At 46.3% G+C, this 19,433-nt stretch carries 18 protein-coding genes; 14 read left to right on the forward strand and 4 right to left on the reverse strand.

The window, feature by feature from the left end; all coding sequences use genetic code 11:
• Positions 1–9: 9 nt before the first annotated feature.
• The gene (locus tag N7U64_RS08330; RefSeq protein WP_318929318.1) at positions 10–1,266 is read right to left on the reverse strand and encodes a murein hydrolase activator EnvC family protein; all 1,257 of its coding nucleotides are present in this window, start codon (positions 1,264–1,266) and stop codon (positions 10–12) included.
• A gap of 320 nt (positions 1,267–1,586) precedes the next feature.
• Positions 1,587–2,336, reverse strand: a complete 750-nt coding sequence (locus N7U64_RS08335) for a glucose 1-dehydrogenase (RefSeq protein WP_318929319.1) — start codon at positions 2,334–2,336, stop codon at positions 1,587–1,589.
• Between the two features lie 168 nt (positions 2,337–2,504).
• Here N7U64_RS08335 and N7U64_RS08340 point away from each other — a divergent pair, with 168 nt between their 5' ends.
• The 3 genes from N7U64_RS08340 to N7U64_RS08350 all read left to right on the forward strand — a co-directional run bounded on the left by N7U64_RS08340 (position 2,505) and on the right by N7U64_RS08350 (position 4,307).
• Positions 2,505–2,939: a YkvA family protein gene (locus N7U64_RS08340; protein WP_026829007.1), complete on the forward strand. Its 435-nt coding sequence runs from the start codon at positions 2,505–2,507 to the stop codon at positions 2,937–2,939.
• A gap of 144 nt (positions 2,940–3,083) precedes the next feature.
• A complete protein-coding gene (locus N7U64_RS08345) occupies positions 3,084–3,668 on the forward strand; it encodes a DedA family protein (protein WP_318929322.1) in 585 nt (194 codons plus the stop codon).
• A gap of 12 nt (positions 3,669–3,680) precedes the next feature.
• Entirely contained in the window at positions 3,681–4,307 is a 627-nt protein-coding gene (locus tag N7U64_RS08350) for an HAD family hydrolase (protein ID WP_318929324.1), read from the forward strand.
• A gap of 49 nt (positions 4,308–4,356) precedes the next feature.
• Here the strand turns inward: N7U64_RS08350 and N7U64_RS08355 are convergent, their stop codons facing one another.
• Complete coding sequence (locus N7U64_RS08355) at positions 4,357–5,418, reverse strand: PTS sugar transporter subunit IIC (RefSeq protein ID WP_318929326.1); 1,062 nt, start codon at positions 5,416–5,418, stop codon at positions 4,357–4,359.
• Positions 5,419–5,608: 190 nt separating this feature from the next.
• Here N7U64_RS08355 and N7U64_RS08360 point away from each other — a divergent pair, with 190 nt between their 5' ends.
• A complete protein-coding gene (locus N7U64_RS08360; protein WP_026829003.1) occupies positions 5,609–6,601 on the forward strand; it encodes an NADP-dependent oxidoreductase in 993 nt (330 codons plus the stop codon).
• Between the two features lie 67 nt (positions 6,602–6,668).
• Here N7U64_RS08360 and N7U64_RS08365 read toward each other — a convergent pair whose 3' ends face one another.
• The gene (locus tag N7U64_RS08365; RefSeq protein ID WP_165871660.1) at positions 6,669–6,830 is read right to left on the reverse strand and encodes a hypothetical protein; all 162 of its coding nucleotides are present in this window, start codon (positions 6,828–6,830) and stop codon (positions 6,669–6,671) included.
• 276 nt (positions 6,831–7,106) lie between these two features.
• Here N7U64_RS08365 and N7U64_RS08370 point away from each other — a divergent pair, with 276 nt between their 5' ends.
• The 10 genes from N7U64_RS08370 (at position 7,107) to N7U64_RS08415 (ending at position 19,429) form a co-directional block, all read left to right on the forward strand.
• A complete protein-coding gene (locus N7U64_RS08370) occupies positions 7,107–9,749 on the forward strand; it encodes a glycosyltransferase (protein WP_318929327.1) in 2,643 nt (880 codons plus the stop codon).
• The gene (locus tag N7U64_RS08375) at positions 9,749–10,753 is read left to right on the forward strand and encodes a class I SAM-dependent methyltransferase (protein ID WP_318929328.1); all 1,005 of its coding nucleotides are present in this window, start codon (positions 9,749–9,751) and stop codon (positions 10,751–10,753) included. Before N7U64_RS08370 ends, N7U64_RS08375 begins: the two co-directional genes overlap by 1 nt.
• Entirely contained in the window at positions 10,645–11,967 is a 1,323-nt protein-coding gene (locus tag N7U64_RS08380; protein WP_318929329.1) for a glycosyltransferase family 4 protein, read from the forward strand. The genes N7U64_RS08375 and N7U64_RS08380 overlap by 109 nt, the downstream gene beginning before the upstream one ends.
• Positions 11,964–13,202, forward strand: a complete 1,239-nt coding sequence (locus N7U64_RS08385) for a glycosyltransferase (RefSeq protein WP_318929331.1) — start codon at positions 11,964–11,966, stop codon at positions 13,200–13,202. The genes N7U64_RS08380 and N7U64_RS08385 overlap by 4 nt, the downstream gene beginning before the upstream one ends.
• A gap of 302 nt (positions 13,203–13,504) precedes the next feature.
• Entirely contained in the window at positions 13,505–14,797 is a 1,293-nt protein-coding gene (locus N7U64_RS08390) for a nucleotide sugar dehydrogenase (RefSeq protein WP_318929332.1), read from the forward strand.
• Complete coding sequence (locus N7U64_RS08395; protein ID WP_318929334.1) at positions 14,794–15,594, forward strand: ABC transporter permease; 801 nt, start codon at positions 14,794–14,796, stop codon at positions 15,592–15,594. The genes N7U64_RS08390 and N7U64_RS08395 overlap by 4 nt, the downstream gene beginning before the upstream one ends.
• Before the next feature lie 11 nt (positions 15,595–15,605).
• Positions 15,606–16,436: an ABC transporter ATP-binding protein gene (locus tag N7U64_RS08400; protein WP_318929335.1), complete on the forward strand. Its 831-nt coding sequence runs from the start codon at positions 15,606–15,608 to the stop codon at positions 16,434–16,436.
• Between the two features lie 14 nt (positions 16,437–16,450).
• Entirely contained in the window at positions 16,451–17,560 is a 1,110-nt protein-coding gene (wecB, locus tag N7U64_RS08405; protein ID WP_413230432.1) for a non-hydrolyzing UDP-N-acetylglucosamine 2-epimerase, read from the forward strand.
• A complete protein-coding gene (locus N7U64_RS08410; RefSeq protein WP_318929337.1) occupies positions 17,557–18,051 on the forward strand; it encodes a hypothetical protein in 495 nt (164 codons plus the stop codon). Before wecB ends, N7U64_RS08410 begins: the two co-directional genes overlap by 4 nt.
• Entirely contained in the window at positions 18,041–19,429 is a 1,389-nt protein-coding gene (locus tag N7U64_RS08415; RefSeq protein WP_318929338.1) for an MBOAT family protein, read from the forward strand. Before N7U64_RS08410 ends, N7U64_RS08415 begins: the two co-directional genes overlap by 11 nt.
• The last annotated feature ends 4 nt before the right edge of the window (positions 19,430–19,433 follow it).

The following is a 19,433-nucleotide window of genomic DNA, read 5'->3' on the forward strand; positions in this document are numbered from 1 at the left end:
AACAGTTAGTTAAAAGAAGTCACTTGGATTCAGTTCGTTTGTCCGGCCGTTGGCATTGTATTGATACCCGCCGTCATGAATCTCAAAATGAAGGTGGGGACCGGTTGAATTTCCGGTACTTCCAAGGTTACCGATTTGTTGTCCCTGTTTCACCTGTTGACCTTGTTTAACCGTCAGAGAATTCATGTGCGCATAAACGGTCGTATACGTTTTTCCGCCGATGCTGTGCGAGAGATAGACGTGATTACCGTAAGGACCGCCGGAACTTGCCTGAATGACAGTTCCGCTGGCGGAAGCAACGACTGGCGAATTCAGTGGACCCGCAAAATCAATCCCGTTATGGTACGCATACCCGTTACTTCCGCTGGCAGCACCCATTCCTTGTGAAATGGAACCGGCAGCAGGTTTAATAAACTTTCCTGTTGCTTTTGACAGGACTTTTGTACTTGATTTTGTAACAGAAGCAGGTTGCGCCGATTGCGCGGCTGCTTGTTTTTCTGCTAGTCGTGCAGCTCGAGCAGCTGAACGGGCAGCAGCTTCCTGTGCTTTCAATTGAGTGGCTGCATCTTTTAAGCTCAAGATATTTGTTTCGATTGAACGTTTTTCTGTCTTCAAGCGCTTCAGCAACGTTGTCCGCTTGATTTTTTCTGCCGTTAGTTCACGCTGTTTCTTTTTTAGAAGAGTGCGATCATCGATCAAATCGACACGGGTTTGCTTCAATTCTTTTTGAGCAAGTGCCAATTGATGTTTATTTTGTTCGTAATCTTTTAATAAAGAAGCATCGCTTTCAGCAATCGTATTAAAAGCATTAAACCGGCTGATCATATCTCCGACATCCTTGGCACCGAAAACAGCTTCGAGAAGCGGATCCTCATCTGCTTTCGACTGGCGGACTGCTAACCGATCACCCAACATTTTTTCCTGCTTATTGATCTTTTCGCGCAAGGCATCGATTTTTTGTTCCAATCGTTTAATCTGCTTACGGTTTCGATCAATTTTTTGTTGGTTTTCAACGACCTGTAACGTCAATCCATTGATTTGTTGATCAAGCGCATAGACCTTCTGCTGGGCTTTGGACAATTGAGCTGTCGTTTTCGAGAGAGCTTGTTTTTGTTTTGACTGTTGCTTATGGTTTTGCTGTTGTTTTTCTTTATAAGAACTTGCCGCTCCGACCGGATGGACAAGTGGACTGAAGAGTAATGTCATCGTCATGAGGGACAGACCGAGTGTTTGCTTTAAAGATGATTTCATAGTTGAATCAATCATTCCTTCCTAAATCAGATACATGTTTTAAAATGTTACCTGTTCTACTCTAACAAGAAATAGATCAAGTCCCCGTTACAGTTTCATTAAAAATATTATATGGAAATTATCAGGGGGTAACATTCCTTTTTGTAAATCATTCTTTGAATTCTCTCAAAAGAGAGAGAAAACTGTTGGGAAAACAGGAAAGAAGAAAAAATAAAAAAAGTGAATACGAGGATTCACTTTTAAAAAAGGGATGATATGTTTTTGTAATATTAAGAAGAACTGAAAAATGAAACGTTTGATGCATCGGGAAAAAGGTTATATGAAATAGTTTTGACTTACTCTTCGTAGATCATTTTCCGAGTCATTCCACCATCGAGAACCAATGTTTCTCCCGTCAAGAAGTCGTTATCAGGATTCGTTAAGAACAAAGCAGCCCGGGCGACATCTTCAGGTTTTCCGACTCGTCCAGCCGGATGCTGGCTGTGATCTTCTGGTGAAAGCTCATGATAATTTCCGGTTTCAATCCAGCCGGGGGCAATCGCATTGACTAAAATTCGGTCTGGTCCTAAAGAAACGGCCAAAGCATGCGTTAATGCGACAATCCCGCCTTTAGTAGCCGCGTAAGATTCCGTATCCGGCTCAGACATAAAGGCACGGGTGGAGGCCAAATTGACAATCCGTCCACCGGCCGGGTTTTTCTTCAGGTAAGGGGCGGCGGCTTTTGTTGCTAAAAAGATGCTCCGCAGGTTGGTGTGTTGAACACGGTCCCATTCATCGAGCGATAATTCAAGTAACGGTTTACGAACCATGATGCCGGCATTGTTAATCAGGATATCAATCCGGCCGGTATGTTCGATGGCTTTATCAATCAATAGATTGACGTCTTGTTCATCTTGAACATCCAGATGATAAAAATAAGCGGTTCCGCCGTCAGCTTCGATTTCCGATGCAAGGTCGTCACCCGTCATTTGATCAATGTCGGCCAAAATGACCGATGCGCCTTCCTTGGCATAACTCTTTGCAAGTGTAGCTCCGATGCCATTAGCAGCACCTGTGATGATGACAGTATGATTGATATGATTCATTGTAAATTCCTCCTGGGGAATGTGTAGTTGAGTAGACTGCTATAATCAGATAGCCGAAAATGAATCGATTAAAACATACTGGATACTTGAAGAAAGGATTATCCAGATAGGCATTAGGGAAGATAGAAAATAGGTAACGCTATTATTATGTTGAATGGGGGATTTTTGATGGATTTATCAAATCAAAAGCTCGAAACAGAACAAGAAAAATATGCAGATGAAGCTAAAGCGTATATTAATCAACCTAAAAAAACCAATTCGATGCTAAAACGAGCAATTGATAAAATAAATAAAAATTCAAGTTTATCAGTTGTTTTCTCACCGGTTCGCTTGTTTGTCGACATGGTTCGTTCTTACCAGTCCGGTGAATATCGAAATATTCGTCGGACGACGATTTTGAAAGTGATCGGTGCGTTAATTTATCTCGTTTCTCCAATTGATCTGGTGCCTGATTTTGTACTTGGATTTGGTTTTGCGGATGATATCGCCATCGTTCTGTTCGTGACAAAAACAGTGTTTGAAGAATTGACACGTTTTAGTGACTGGCAAGATGAGCAACAAAAAGCAAGCACACAACCGCTCCAAAGTGAAGATGCGTATTAATCGCATGAATTGATTCTGCCCTGCCACTGACATTGAGTCAGCGACAGGGTTTTTAGTCGTGAAGCCGAACACGATTTCTGTACGCTACCTCAAAAGTTCGTTACACTGGAGTTAGAAGAAAAATCCAGTGAAAGGGGGGGAATCATGGCTTGGCATTCGTGGATTGAATCGTATGGTTATTTCGGAATGATGTTGACGTTGATGTTTCCGTTTTTACCGAGTGAAGTACCGTTAGCTTATGCGGGCTACCTGGTACATACGACGCAATTTAATCTCATTATCATGTTGATTGTCTCAGTACTCAGTTTTGTGATCAGTCAAAACATCTTCTTTACGATTGGTCGGCTCGGAAGTGACCGCTTACTGGCCCGTGTATTTAAATGGTTTCGGATTTCTGAAACGAAGATGAATCAGTTTCAACGTCAAATGGACACACGCGGACGTTTTATCCTTTTGTTGTCACCGATGTGGCGGATGGGATTTGCCATCGGGGCCGGATTAACAGGTGTTTCACGGTTGACGTTCACGATTGCTACGACAATCTCCTTTTTCGCCTGGTCGGCCTTTTTCATTTGGGGCGGGAAAAAACTGGGGCATGGTATGATGGGGCGACATCATGAACTCCATCACTATACCCCTTGGCTCATCGGGTTACTCGTATTTGGAGCCGGATATATCTACTTCCGGAAGAAAACGCTTATGAAAAAACAAAACGCTTTAAAAAAATAGAGGAGTGTTCACATGGCAGTGATTTTATTTGATATCGATGGAACATTGATTGATTCAACCAATCAAATGACAGAGGCAATTCATCTGGCGATGGAAGATATGCCGCATCTTGTCAAACCATCAAAAGAGAGTGTCCAGTCCAGTTATGGTTTGGCAGGAAATGCTTTTTGGAGAAAAGCAATTCCGGATGCTTCAGAAGAAGACATTCGTGCGATTCGAAAAAAACGTCACCATCATCTAGAACAGACGATGGCGGGACAGGATGTTTTGTTTGACGGGATTCGTGAGACGTTAGAAACGTTGACCAAACAAGGACACATCGTTTCGACAGCAAGCAATTGCGGCGTTCACTATTTGAATCTAGTGCTCGACAGTCAAAATATTCGTTCGTATTTTACAAGTCCAAAATGTCTGGAGTCGGTTCAAGGTAAACAAAAAGCCGATATTCTAGCAGCCCATCGAGAAGAATTCGGAGCGGTCGAATATTTGATGGTGGGAGACCGTTCATCGGACGTCGAAGCCGCACGAATCCAACAGATGCCGGTTGCGATTTGCCGGTTCGGCTTCGGAACGGAACAGGAGTGGAATTCGGCTGATTATCAGTTAGAGACACCGATGGACGTATTGAAATACGTGTAATAGAGGTACAAAAAAGAAGCGACGCTGTCAGCGTCGCTTCTTTTTTGTATCAATCAAAATCGAGCCGGTATTGTTCATGATTCGTCCATGGACGGAAACGACGGAATAAGTGGTGGAATAAGAGGCAAAGAAGAATCGGTAAAATGATGAAAAGACCGAAGACAACCGAGATATTGCCCCATGTCCAACCGCCGGTCATTAAATGTAACGCATTGATGGGTCCAATCAGGCCTGACATGCCGAAACCGGCACTGAACGGTGTTCCTTGAACACCAAGAACACCAGCCAGTCCGCCGAGAACTGCTGCACTGCACATGACTGGCAGAATCATGATGGGATTTCGGATGAAATTTGCCATTTGGATTTTAGGAGATCCTAAAAAGTGAGCAATGGAAGTGCCCCGTGAATTCGCTTGCCAACCGGCAATCGCAAGTCCGAAACCGGCTGCGCAAACACCTAAGTTGGCAGCACCGGCGGCAACACCGGATAAGCTGATGGCAGTTGCGATTCCGACAGTCGACAACGGTGAGACAATCAGGACAGAGAAGGTGACGGCTAACGTGATGCCCATTAACACAGGTTGAAGGACCGTAAAATGAGTAATCAACTGACCGATACTGGCAGTGATTTTTGTGACATAAGGATAGGTCAGGACACCGATTCCGCCTGCTCCGACGATAATTAAGGTCGGAATGACGAGGACGGTATACGTTTTAAACCGATTGCCAATCCACAGTACGAGGGCTGTTGCAATGGCAGCCGTTAGTCCGGAATTGATGACATCCCCCGTGCCGACGAATAAGTAACCTGCTGTATCGGTCCGGCTTGCGACGCCTGATCCAACGACAGTCGCGAGACCAATCGAGGTAGTTTCGATGGGAGACGTCTTAAACTGCATCGCTACGGCGACACCAATCACCATCGGTAACAAACGCATCGCAAGCGCGGTAGAGTCGATGATATGTTGGGCGGGAGAAAAGTACGGAAGCAAGGCTTTGGCGAGTTCGCCAAGTAAGGCGCCGGGGATAAGTGCAACTAAAATCCCGATACTAAGACCGTTTAACACATGGATTCCGAATTGGCGGTCGAACCGTTTCGAAGTTGTCTGCATAAAAATCACTCCTTATGTATCACTTTTGTGCATAACAGTATAAAAGCGATGAATTGTGTTTAATCATACGAAAGTCTCTGTAGCACGTCAAGTTAAAAATGGAATTTTCTGAAAAAACAAAGGCAAAGTATTCGCACTCACAGGATAGGACTGATAGAGTGAAAGAGTAAAAATCGGGGAGGGAACAGTTATGTCAGAACAACAAATCGTATTAGCCAACAGACCGGACGGACGTCCGACACGGGAGACGTTCCGGTACGAAAAGATTGAACTGAATGAATTGCAAACGGATCAAGTCTTGTTAGAGACGCTTTATATCTCAGTTGATCCATACATGCGGGGACGAATGAACGATTCCCGTTCTTATTCTCAGCCATTTGAACTCGATGCACCGATTCAAGGAGGCGTAGTCGCACGTGTCATCGAATCAAAAACGGATACACTCGAAGTCGGCGACATCGTCGTCGGAATGCTCGATTGGGCAACAAAATTAGTCGTGGATGCCAAACAAGTCCGTAAAATTGATGCATCACTGGCACCTGTCTCAACGGCACTTGGTGTACTTGGGATGACCGGCATGACGGCTTATTTCGGATTACTGGATATCGGGAATCCACAGCCCGGTGAAACGGTCGTCGTCTCGGCAGCAGCCGGAGCAGTCGGCTCGATTGTCGGACAAATTGCTAAAATCAAAGGTGCACGGGTCGTCGGTATTGCGGGAAGTGATGAAAAAATTCAGTATCTCAAAGAAGAACTTGGATTTGATGAAGTCATCAATTATAAAACGGAACAAATCGGAGAAGCCCTGGACCGGACGTGTCCGGACGGAATCGACGTCTATTTCGAAAATGTCGGCGGGGAAATCGGTGATGCAGTACTCAACCGTTTAAATCCGTTTGCCCGTATTCCAGTCTGTGGAGCAATTTCCGGATACAATGAAAAAACAGATGTTGGTCCGCGTGTTCAATCCAAATTGATCATGTCACGCGCACGGATGCAAGGCTTTTTGGTCGGAGATTACGCTAAACGTTTTAAAGAGGCGGCGGAGCAACTAGGACAATGGGTCAGTAACGGTGAATTAAAGTATGAAGAAACGATTTTTGAAGGGTTTGATCAAGTACCGGATGCGTTTCTTGGATTGTTTGATGGTTCGAATACCGGGAAATTGTTGGTCAAGTTATAAGAAGACGTCAAAAAGGTTTTGCTTTCCTTTATGGGAGAGCAAAACCTTTTTTTATGGAAAATCCTATTTATTGATCAGCGGGATCTTTTTTTAATTCTTCCAAATCGGGATCCGGATGCTGTGTTTCAGCCGGTTTGATACCGGGATCAGATGTTTCCGCGGGTTCCGGATCCGGGTGTAAGCCGACATCTGCTGTTTTGTTTGGCAAGTCTTGTTTTTTATCCGTCATGGTTCTGTCATCTCCCTTATCATCAATACTTTTACATTTACCCCAATTGATTGTTCTAAAACGAAAAGCGACAGGTTTGAGTTCATTGTTTTGTGCGAAACACGTTGTGAACCAAAACGACTCCACACGTTTACGTCCTGATTTCATGACGAATGTCCGGGAATCCGTTAAGGGCTTCACCAAGTCTTTACAAAAACCTTGCAGATCCTTTAAGTCTCCTTTGAACTGGACTCGTAGACTGATAGGGAGATGAAAGAGAAGGAAGGGTGTATACGCGTGAGTGGACAACAATTTAAAAAAGCAGTCATGAAACAACTTCAGTGGGTACGCGAGGAGAAGCAACGGCTTCAATCGGAATCAAAGGCAAGTGTTGCTTCCATTGAACGTTTACAGAAGCTCCCGGTATTGACGATGAAAACAGGAATCCGACCAAAGACTTCCGGACGTCCTTCGACAACAGTGGCATATCATGAGCAAAGTAACAGCGGATTGTTACAGGAGATTGCGTATGCAGATATTCCCTTGCAAAGCGGAACGCGTTATTTTGAGCAGCGACCTCTGGAAGTCGCCATCGTCTGTTCCGAATTCATGTATGCCTATTATCAAGATGCGCTCCACTTACACTATGTCAATCCGGCAACATTTGAAGAGGTATTTGAAAAACCGATTGATCTTTTCCTGGTCGTATCCTCATGGAAAGGACTACAGGGAGACGACTGGAAAGGTGTCGCAACGCCGACTTCCAAAAAACGGACCCGTCTGATGGAAATGATTCGACAGGTGAAGGCAAAAGAAATACCCGTCGTTTTTCAATCGACAGAGGATCCAAGCAACTTTGACCGTTTTAGTGGTGTGGCAAAGGAAGCGGATTATATTTTGACATCAGACGAAGCGATGATTCCGGAATATCAGGTGTTATGCGGGCATGACCGGATTGAAGCGACGACGTTTGGGGTGAATCCCATCATCCATAATCCGATTGGGGCGACCCGGAGCCGGAAAAAACACGTTTTGTTTGCCGGCAGCTGGATGGCAAAGTATCCGGAGCGTGTCAAAGACACCGAAATGTTATTTGATGGTGTCTTACGTTCCGATCATACACTCGATATCGTTGACCGCAACTATCAGTTGAATTTACCGGATTATCATTTTCCGCAACGTTACGTCTCGCGCGTCGCACCATCGATTCCTTATGAGACATTACAACAAGTCAGTAAGTGTTATGACTGGGTATTGAATTTAAACAGCATTAAATATAGTAAAACGATGTGTGCACGACGAATCTATGAATCCCAAGCACTCGGAAATCTGATTTTGTCGAATTACAGCATCGCCGTCAACAATGATTTTCCGAACGTGTTTACCGTACATGATCACCAAGAGGCGCAAGCGATTTTAGAACGGACGACCGAGGACGACGTGAAGCGGCTCCGGGCAGAAGGTATTCGTTCCGTCATGTCATCCCATACCGTCTATGACCGGATTGATCAGCTGGCCCGTTTGCTGAAGTTACCGGTCCAGCCGTTGCGACGGAAACTCCTGGTTGTCTTACGCCACGTGACACCGGAGCTAAACCGGATGCTAGAACAGCAAACCGTAACACCGGATTGGATTTACCGCGAAGAAGACCTGACGAAAGAATTATATGAGCAGACAGATTTAGTCGCTGTACTTGATGGGACGGAGTCATACGGAGAGTACTACCTCGAAGATTTAATGAACGGGTTTAAATACAGTGACGCAAGCATTGTCCGTAAAACAGCTCAAGATGAGGTGCCGTTCGTCATTCAGGACGAACAAGGTCGGCCGGGCGGCAGTATGATTTGGCGTGCCGACTTTTCCTATGAACAGTTCAGTGAAGGAAAGATGGCAGGCAAAACACTGCTTCTTGATGCACTCGAGTGGGACGAGAAAGGGAAGTCATCTGCTGTTGAAACACCGGTCCTGTCCATCGTCGTGCCGATTTTTAATAATGGATATCATCTCACGTATAAATGCTTTGCCAGTTTAAAACGAATGGATCGATTTGCCGAGACGGAAATTATCTTAGTGGATGATGGGTCAACAGACCGGATGACGTTACAAGCGATTAATCGTCTTGCGCGACGACACGGCAACGTCGTCACCTATCTGTTCCCGACAGGCGGAAGCGGCAGTGCGTCACGCCCGCGTAATAAGGGCGTCGAACTGGCACGTGCCGAACGAATTGCGTTCCTGGATCCTGATAACGAAGTGTTGAGTGACCGGTATGCCGAGTTATTGAGTGAACTCGATCATGACCCGACACTCGATTTTGCGGTCGGACATATGAAAAAGTTGGCAGAAAAAACAAGTATCATCGCCTTACCGAAAGTTCGGAAAGAAGGACGGAAGGTTTGCGATCAACCTAAAACGTATTTACTCGAGAACCGTTTTTCCGTTCAAAGTATTCAGGCGTTAGTCGTTAAGAAAAGCTTTTTGCAGGAACATCAGCTGGAACAAGTCGTCGGAGCCGTCGGACAAGACTCCTTGTTTTTCCAAGAAATGATGTTGCATGCGGACCGTGTCTTGCTCGTCAACCGGGTCATTCATTATTATTACGCCGCAGTAGCAGGTTCGACCGTCAACTCCTTGACAGTTCGTTTCTTTGAACGCAGTGTCGTCCGGGAAAAGGCCAGGGCTGAAAAGTTTGCACGTTATGGTGTCCTCGATGCGTATAAAGAAACCCGTTTCGAACACTTTTTTGAACATTGGTATCTGGTGAAACTTCGTTACTGCAGTGATAAAGATTTTGGTCCGAGCGTCGCGCTTCTCCGAATGATTATCGCTTTTTATGAACCGATGACATTAACGAATCCGTTGATCCGCCGATTCGTTGAACTGGCGGATAAAAAACAGACCGATGCAATCCAAGCATTGTTATTAGAGGAGGTACGGTGATGCCGACAAAACAGATGACGCGACCAAAAGATGAAATCCGTGCTGCTTATTATGATCAACTCGGAGTCCAGTTCGGAAAAAAAGTCCGCTCACGGATTCACTGGATTATTCGTGAGACAAAGGGCAGTCAGATTCTCGATATCGGTTGTTCAGGGGGGCTCGTTCCGATTTTACTCGGTCGTGAAGGGAAACAGGTTGTGGGAATCGATGTCTCACCGGAAGCCATTACAGAGTCGAGGAATGCACTGGAGAAAGAAGCACGTTCGGTCAAAGAATTGATTCAGTTTGAAGAAGAAAATCTGATGACGTTTTCGACCGGCCAACGTTTTGACACGGTCTTGATGACGGAAGTTCTCGAGCATATCGGCGAACCAGAACGATTTGTCCAAAAAGCATGTTCATTCCTGAAACCGGGTGGACGGCTTGTCGTAACGGTTCCGTTTGGTGTTAATGACTATGCCGACCATAAGCGGACTTATTATTTACGTCATTTGTTAGAGCAATTGACACCCTATGGAACGATTGATCGATTGGAGCGGATGGACAAGTGGGTAGGCGTTATTGTGACGCTTCATGAGGAACAACAACCGGCCCGCAGTATGACGAAGCAAGAAATCGACTGGTTGGAAACATCTTTCGAAGCGATTGAACGGTTGCATTTGACTGAAATCGTCCGGTTAAAAAATCAGCAGAAAAAATCGGAGCAGAAACAGCAGAAGCAACAGCTGACTGAGCAGGAATATATAGAGTTATCGTCAAAGCATGAACAGCTTTTACGGCAAGTGACTGAACAAGAGGAAACGATTAAACTGTTGGCGCAACAGTATCAGTTGGTCCTTGAAAGGTATGAAGGAGCACTTGTATCGAACCTGGATGTCTTGGAGGCGAATACACAATGGAAATTAAAATACCGGTCACTGGCAAATTCAAAGCTTGGAAAAATCGCCGTCCGTTACTGGAAGTTCAGAAGAAAGCTCAAACAAAGACAGGCCCGGAGACGATGAACGTATTGATGATCTGTCAGAATTTTTATCCGGAAATCGGAAGTGCCGCCAACCGGATGAAAAATATTTTTAAGCGGATGGAACAACAAGGCAGTGACGTGCATGTCCTGACATCAGAACCACTGTACCCGACAGCGGAATTGTATACGGATGCGATGTTTTGGGACGAACCGAGCCTGGATGCGGCCAACATTACCCGGATTCAACCACGGGATCTACGGGCGACGACAAACTTATGGCGACGGCTCCGGCTGTTTTTAGAACAGTTTGTCTTGGCGGTCCGGGAAGTACGGCAGGATAAAAAACAGTACAGCTACATCTATGCGACGACGCCTTCCATCTTCATGGGACTGGTTGGAGTTGTTGCCAAATTCATCAAAAAAGCACCACTCGTGTTAGACGTCCGCGATTTGTGGCCGGAATCATTGGTCGGTGTCGGAATCACGAAGTCACGATTGCTGCTCGCGCCGCTCTACTGGCTTGAAAAATGGATGTATCATCGAGCCGATCAAATTGTCATCAACAGTGAAGGATTTCGTTCGTATATCGAAAGCAAAGGAATTTCCCCGGAGAAAATTCATTACATTCCGAATTCAATCGAAGAAAACGAATGGTTGATTAAACGGCGGAAAGTATCGGAGCAAGTTCGCGTCGTCTATACCGGAAATATCGGGTTGGCGCAGGACGTATTCTTATTACTTGATGTAGCGGAGCGATTAAAAGAGGATTCAAAAATTGAATTTCATGTCGTCGGATACGGCTATCATAAAGAAAAATTTGAAGAACATGTCTTAAAACGCGGCCTGACGAATATTCATTTCATGAATGCGATGCCGAGATGGGACGCGCTGAAACAACTTGCCAAAAGTGATATCGCCTTTGCGACATTAGTCGAGAGCACAGCATTTGATACAGTGACGCCAGGAAAAATCATCGACTATATGGCAATGGGCTGTGCGATTGTCGGAGCCGTTTCAGGACATGCTGCGAAAGTGATTGAAGAGGCCGGAGCAGGATTCGTCTCACGGGAGCGTTGTCGTGAGACAATCGTCGGACAAATCCGCTATCTCGCAGAACATCCGGAAGCGCGTGAAGAAATGGGGCAATCGGGTGTAGCATATGTCCAGACCCATTTTGACTGGGAACAAAATCAGGAACGTTTATTTGAAGCGATTCAGAAAACCAATATCGAAGCAGTAGGGGTGAGTAAATGAAACGGGTCGGTATGTTTGTGTGGAATACATTTACGAATGATGCACGTGTTTTACGGGAGTGTACGGCACTTACGGAAGCGGGGTATGATGTTGACTTATATTGTTTAAATGACGGCACCTTGCCAACGGTGGAGCATCACCCGAGCGGCTTTCAAATCATTCGAATTGAACGGACTCCTCCTTTTGAAGCAATCTTTCGTCGTCTGAAGAAGCGTAACCCGGTTACGCTTCTGGCTGGCGCAGGATTGCTCTTATTCGTTCCGTGGTTGATCCCGGTTGGAATCGTGCTGTACGTATTACAGAAAAGCCGCTTTATCCGTTATGCCCTTTATAACAGTTTTGGGATCGTCCGGATGACGCGGGCAGCGCGTAAGCGGAACTACGATATCATGCATGCCAACGATTTAAATACCTTACCGCAGGCGATTTTGGCCGCGAAAGGAGCAAAAATCGTCTATGATTCGCACGAAGTCCAAACGGATCGAACGGGATATGGAAGAGGACAAGGCGGATTGGAACGTCACTTATTACGATTTGTCGATCGGACGATGGTCGAAAATGAAACGCGGGCCGATTACCATGAAGCACTTTACGGGGAGCGCCCATCTGTGTTGCACAACTATCCATTTTATCAAGAAACGGTACCCAAAGCCCGTCCGCTCCATCAAGAACTCGGAATCGGTGAAAATGAACCGATTTTATTGTATCAAGGCGGTATTCAGGAAGGGCGAGGACTCGAGCGGCTGATTGCCGCGATGCCTTTGGTCCGGAACGGCACACTGCTGTTCATCGGTGACGGAAAAATTAAGCCGGGGCTGAAACAACTGGCGGCTGAGTCCTCGGAACGAGAACGCATTTATTTTATGGATAAGGTGCCGCTTGATCAGTTACCGGGCTATACTGCAGCCGCAACGGTCGGTTTTCAAGTATTGCAGAACGTCTGTTTTAACCATTATTCAGCGTCTTCGAATAAGTTGTTTGAATATATGTCAGCGCTTGTTCCGGTCGTGGCAGCCGATTTACCGGAAATCCGTCGTGTCGTCGAGGCAGAGGCCGTCGGACTGCTCGTTGACGTTGAATCGCCAGAAGCGATTGCCGCTGCCGTCAATCAAATCGTCGAGGAGGACGGGTTACGCCAGGCGATGAAAGAACGGACAAAGCAGGCACGGCAGAAATACAACTGGGATAAAGAAAAAGACCGATTATTGACGGTCTACGATCAATTGATGGAGTAAATGAACAGGAAATGTAGCGGAAAACAATAAACATGCAGGTAATTCCACACAGAAAAACAATGGAATCGGCCGGATTGTATTGTTTCTCTTACGAAGACGGAGAATGTTCGCTATTTATTTACAAGCTTTACAAAAAGCATAGGAAAAGGACGGAATGTAAGGTCTGTGAAGAATGGTTTAAGAGATGGTTAGAACCATTGGAAACACAAGCAATTGTCGTTATGGTCTAGTTACAGCCACGACACAGTCGGTAATTTGCTGACGTGAAGGACTAACTCGTAACTAGATGGAGGAATGACAAAATGAAACTTTGTACAATCGGACTCGGATATATTGGATTACCTTCTTCAGCCATGTTTGCAGATCACGGAACGGACGTCGTCGGGGTCGATATTGACCCGCGCATCGTCAAGATGTTGAATGCGGGAGATATTCACATCGAAGAGCCGGGACTTGAAGATGTCATCAAGCGTGTCGTCGCAAACGGAAAGTTTCGGGCGACGTTGACACCGGAACCGGCAGATGTCTTTTTGATTGCCGTACCGACACCGAATTTAAATGACACGTATAAATCGTGTGACTTGAAGTATGTCCTGTCAGCCGTACAGAATATGTTGCCGCACGTTCAAAAAGGAAATGTCATCATCGTCGAATCGACGATTGCCCCGCGGACGATGGATGATCATGTCCGTCCGTTAATCGAGGCGGCTGGATTCGTTATTGGTCAAGACGTCTTCGTCGTCCATTGTCCGGAACGTGTCCTTCCGGGACAAATTCTCCATGAACTCATTCATAACAACCGGATTGTCGGCGGCTTGACGCCGGCATGCGCCGATGCCGGAGCAGCGGTCTACGAGACGTTTGTCCAAGGTGAAATCGTCAAGACGGATGCGAAGACGGCAGAGATGTCGAAACTGATGGAAAATACGTTCCGCGATGTCAACATCGCCCTAGCAAATGAACTGACACAAGTGTGCCATAAGCTCGAAATCAACGTCCTTGATGTGATCGAGATGGCAAACATGCATCCACGTGTCAATCTGCATCATCCGGGACCGGGTGTCGGCGGACATTGTCTTGCGGTTGATCCGTACTTCATCGTCGCCAAGGCCCCATCCCTTGCACGGATCATCCATATGGCGCGGGAAACGAATGTCAACATGCCACACTTCGTCGCAGAGCAGGCGGAGCGTCTTGTTTCTTCGCGTGTTCGGCCGAAAATTGCTGTCTTTGGTGTCACGTATAAAGGAAATGTTGATGATATGCGGGAGAGCCCAGCTGTTGATGTGATTGAACAATTGATTGACCGTGGACTGGATGTCTCAGTTTGCGATCCGCATGTCGAACGTTCGATTTCTTCACGCTTTGACCTGGTCGATGAGATTGAAGCCATTCAAGGAGCGGATCTTGCCCTTGTCTTAGTCGATCATGATGAGTTCAAACGTTTTGACTCACGCCGTCTCGCCAACCAGATGCGGACACCGCTCTTATTCGATACGAAAGGAATCGTCCAGCCGCTTGAAGATGTCACAGTCCTGAACTTCGGTAACCTGCATACGCATCAAACGACGGAAGTGGACGCAAAAGCAATATGAACGGGATTAGTACAATCGGGAAAGAGTTGAAAGATCATTTTTATCTGATCTTTCGTCTTTCACTTTATGAGACAAAAAGTCTATACAGCATGCAATATCTCGGTTGGTTTTGGGAAATCATGACGCCGCTCCTACAAATTGGCGTTTACTGGGTTGTCTTTGGTTTCGGGATTCGCGGCGGACAACCCGTTGACGGAATTCCATTTGTCTTTTGGTTGGTCAGTGGATTGATTGCCTGGTTTTTCATCGGCAGTACGATTCCGAGTGGTTCACGTTCGATTTACGGTCGGGTCGCTTTAGTCTCGAAAATGCACTTTCCGCTTAGTACAATCCCGGCCTATGTCATCTTGGCGCAGTTCTATCGCCATCTTGCCATGATTGCCTTGACGATTGTTCTCGGGATGGCATTCGGCTATTTTCCGGGCTGGCATACGCTTGAATTGCTCTATATTGTACCTGCTGGTGTCATTTTCCTGTATGCCGTCTCTCTGTTGTTATCGGCCCTTGCGACCATGATCCGCGATGTCCAAAACATGGTGACGTCTGCCATCCGGATGTTGATGTACTTGACGCCCATCATGTGGATACCGCCGGACCACAGTCTGTTTAAGACATTGTTGATGATCAATCCTCTCGTCTATTTGATCGAAGGATACCGTTCGGCATTGATTGGGACCGGTTATCTGCTCGATCACGTCTGGTACGGTCTCTACTTCTGGACTGTGACGTCCGTTTTGTTAGTGGTAGGAGCAGCAGTTCATCTGCGGTTCCGGCGGTACTTCATTGATTATGTCTAGGAGGAAAAAACATGAGTCACGTCGTATTCGAGAATGTTTCAAAACGTTACGTCCTGTATTCACGCCCGATCGATAAATTAAAAGAAGTGTTGTTCGGCAAGGTCAGCGGTAAACCGTTTTATGCTTTAAAAAATATCTCGTTCTCCGTCGAACAAGGCGAAATCGTCGGTGTGGTCGGAATCAACGGGAGTGGGAAGTCGACCTTGTCGCATTTGCTTGCCAACGTCACGCCGCCGACATACGGCCGTGTGACACTTGGCGGTAAATCGGCATTAATCGCGATTTCCAGTGGTCTCAATAATCAGCTGACCGGGCGGGACAACATCGAATTAAAAGGCTTGATGATGGGGCTGACCAAAAAACAGATCCAGACGATTACACCGGAAATTCTGGAGTTCGCGGACATCGGGGATTTTATCGATCAACCCGTCAAAACGTATTCAAGTGGGATGCGGGCACGGCTTGGTTTTGCCATTTCCATCAACATCAATCCGGATATCCTGATCATCGATGAAGCACTGTCGGTCGGTGACCAAACCTTTACGGAAAAATGCCTCGATAAGATGCGGGAGTTTTGCGATCAGGGAAAAACGATCTTTTTTGTCAGCCATTCCTTGAATCAAGTCAAAAGTTTTTGTACAAAAATCCTTTGGCTCGAGTATGGAGAAGTCCGGATGTTTGGACCGACAGCGGAAACGATGGCAGAGTATAACAAATATTTATATTGGTACAAGCAACTGACGAAAAAACAAGCAGCACATTATGTCATGAAAAAACGAACAGGACGAAGTGATGAAATCGAGCGTTCGGCACGCGGTGAAACGATTGAATTGTCGTCATGAATAACGGATAGGGGATGGAACGAATGAAACGAATCATGCTAGTGTTCGGAACGAGACCGGAAGCCATCAAGATGGCGCCTGTCGTCAAAGCATTGGAAAAACGAGAAGGGATCAAACCGATCGTCGTCGTGACGGCACAACACCGGGAAATGCTCGATCAAGTCCTTGAACTGTTCCAGATCGTTCCCGACCATGATTTAGACTTGATGCGTCCACGTCAGACACTCGAAGAGATGACGGCACGGATTTTAAATGCGATGCGTCGTGTCTTGGAAAAAGAGCAACCGGATTTGGTGTTGGTCCATGGGGATACGACAACGACATTCGCGGCTTCACTTGCGGCTTTTTACCAACAGATTCCGGTTGGTCATGTCGAAGCCGGCTTACGGACGTATCAGAAGTATGCCCCATTCCCGGAAGAGATGAATCGTCAATTGACGGGTGTACTCGCTGATTACCATTTTGCACCGACCGATCAGGCAGCAGAAAATCTACGGCTCGAGAACAAACAGAGTCCGATTATCGTGACGGGAAATACAGTCATCGACGCGTTAAAAACAACGGTTTCGAAAGACTACACGCACCCGGTGTTGACGGATCTTACAGCAAGCGGACGGAAACTGGTTTTGTTGACCGTTCACCGACGCGAAAATCACTTGCAATTACCGCAAATTTTTGATGCCGTTGAACGATTGGCGGACAGTCATCCGGATATCGAAATCGTCTATCCGGTCCATCCGAATCCGATTGTCCTCGAGGCAGCGGAACAGTTGAACTATCATCCGCGCATCCGATTGGTTGAACCGCTCGATGTCTTTGATTTTCATAACTTGGCAGCCCGGGCGACTCTGATTTTGACGGATTCCGGCGGGATTCAAGAAGAAGCACCTTCGTTCGGAGTACCGGTTCTGGTGTTACGTGAAACGACGGAACGGCCGGAAGGAGTCGCAGCCGGTACGTTGAAGCTTGTAGGAACGGATCCGGAGCGTATTTATGAAACAGGTCACCTGTTGCTGACGGATCAAGCTGCCTATGATGCGATGGCACAAGCGGCGAATCCATACGGAGACGGTCATGCGGCAGAACGTATTGTGGATGCGATTTTAAGCGAGGTACCGGTATGAGTTCACGTCCATTGGAACTGGCAAGTTATCAGTTTTTTCCGCAAGGGAACCGGGATAAGATTTTGCTCGAAGAAGATGCGGACGGTGTTTGGTTCGATTTTCAACAGGCGGACCCGACCGATAAGCTGTACATCCAATTGTTTGATCAGGGATTTCAATATCCTCCCTCAAAGTTGTATCGGGCCGACGCCTCTTTTGGACAGGCCGAGTCCGTCACATTGACATGCGAGCTGGAAGCGGAATCGTCATGCGACGTTCAGGTGTTCAAGATGCAATACGGACAAAAAAAACGGATGCATTCAGAGACGGAATGGCTGACGGTAAACGGAAAAACAATGTGTTCCTTACAATTAAAACGAGTCAAAGGCGCCGACTATTTTAAAATTGCATTCAAGTTTTTACTCGAAGGGGACATGCGGGTTCGGTTGACGGCGTTACACGTCAACCGGCTTGTTCCGATCAAACAGGAGGAGTCCTATCATGTTATTTAGTTCGACGATTTTTTTATTTTTATTTTTGCCGACGGTACTGATTGTGTATTACCTGTTACCGAGAAGCTTTCGAAACGGCTGGCTCCTCGTAGCGAGCCTTTTCTTTTATGCGTTCGGAGAGCCGCGTTTTGCTGTATTGATGCTCGTCAGTGTCGCCATCAACTATTTCTTTGCATTATTCGTAGACGTTTACCGTCACCGCATCGGTGTGAAGTGGATCATGTTCAGCATGATTGCTGTCAATTTAGGATTACTTGGCTGGTTCAAGTACAGCGGTTTTTTTGTTCAGTCTGTCAATAAGACGTTTCATGCCGATTTTTTTGTTCCGGAAATCGTTTTACCGCTCGGAATTTCCTTCTATACATTTCACGCGATGAGTTATGTCATCGATATTTACAAGGAAAAGGAAGCCGTGCAAAAAAATCCGCTTGATTTAGCATTGTATATCGCCTTTTTCCCGCAACTGGTCGCAGGACCGATCGTCCGCTACAACACGATTGCGAGTCAGATTGAATCCCGTCAAGAAACCGTGTCGGACTTCTCGAAAGGGGTCCGCCGATTCATCATCGGATTATCAAAAAAGTTGATTTTAGCAAATGGCTGCGGTCAAGTAGCAGATGCCATTTTTAACATGAAGGATTTATCAATGGGGCTCGCATGGATTGGGATCATTGCTTACGCCCTGCAGATCTATTTTGATTTTTCCGGATACAGTGACATGGCAATCGGACTTGCATTAATGTTCGGCTTTCATTTTCTTGAAAACTTCAACTATCCGTATATTTCGAAATCCGTGTCTGAATTTTGGCGTCGCTGGCACATTTCACTTGGTTCATGGTTTCGGGATTATGTGTACATTCCGCTTGGAGGGAACCGGGTTTCACCCTGGAGACAATACCGGAACCTTGGAATCGTCTGGATGTTGACTGGACTTTGGCATGGAGCGAGCTGGACGTTCGTTGCCTGGGGCGTCTATTACGGGATTTGGATCATGCTTGAAAAAGCATTTCTCGGGAAACTATTGGCGCGAGTCCCGGTACTGGCAACGGTCTGGACACTCGTATTGGTTCTGGTCGGTTGGGTCTTTTTCAGATCAGAAACGTTCCCGGAAGCCATCACGTATATTCAAGCAATGTTTATGCCGGACGTACTTTGGGATGACCGTGCGAGTTATCAACTTGTCCAAAACGGTGTCATCTTAGCACTTGCATGTCTTGCCGCAACACCAATTCCAAAATGGATGGGAGAACGATTTGTCCAGTCATCGGGCAAAATCGGACAGACGTTGCAATATGGGTATGCGATGGTTTTGTTGTTCCTCGCGACATCTGCGCTGGTTGCAAGTACATTCAATCCCTTCATTTATTTCCGTTTTTAGAGAG

Origin of the sequence: Exiguobacterium sp. K1, assembly GCF_033721435.1 — a bacterium.
Classification (GTDB): Bacteria; Bacillota; Bacilli; order Exiguobacteriales; family Exiguobacteriaceae; genus Exiguobacterium_A; species Exiguobacterium_A artemiae.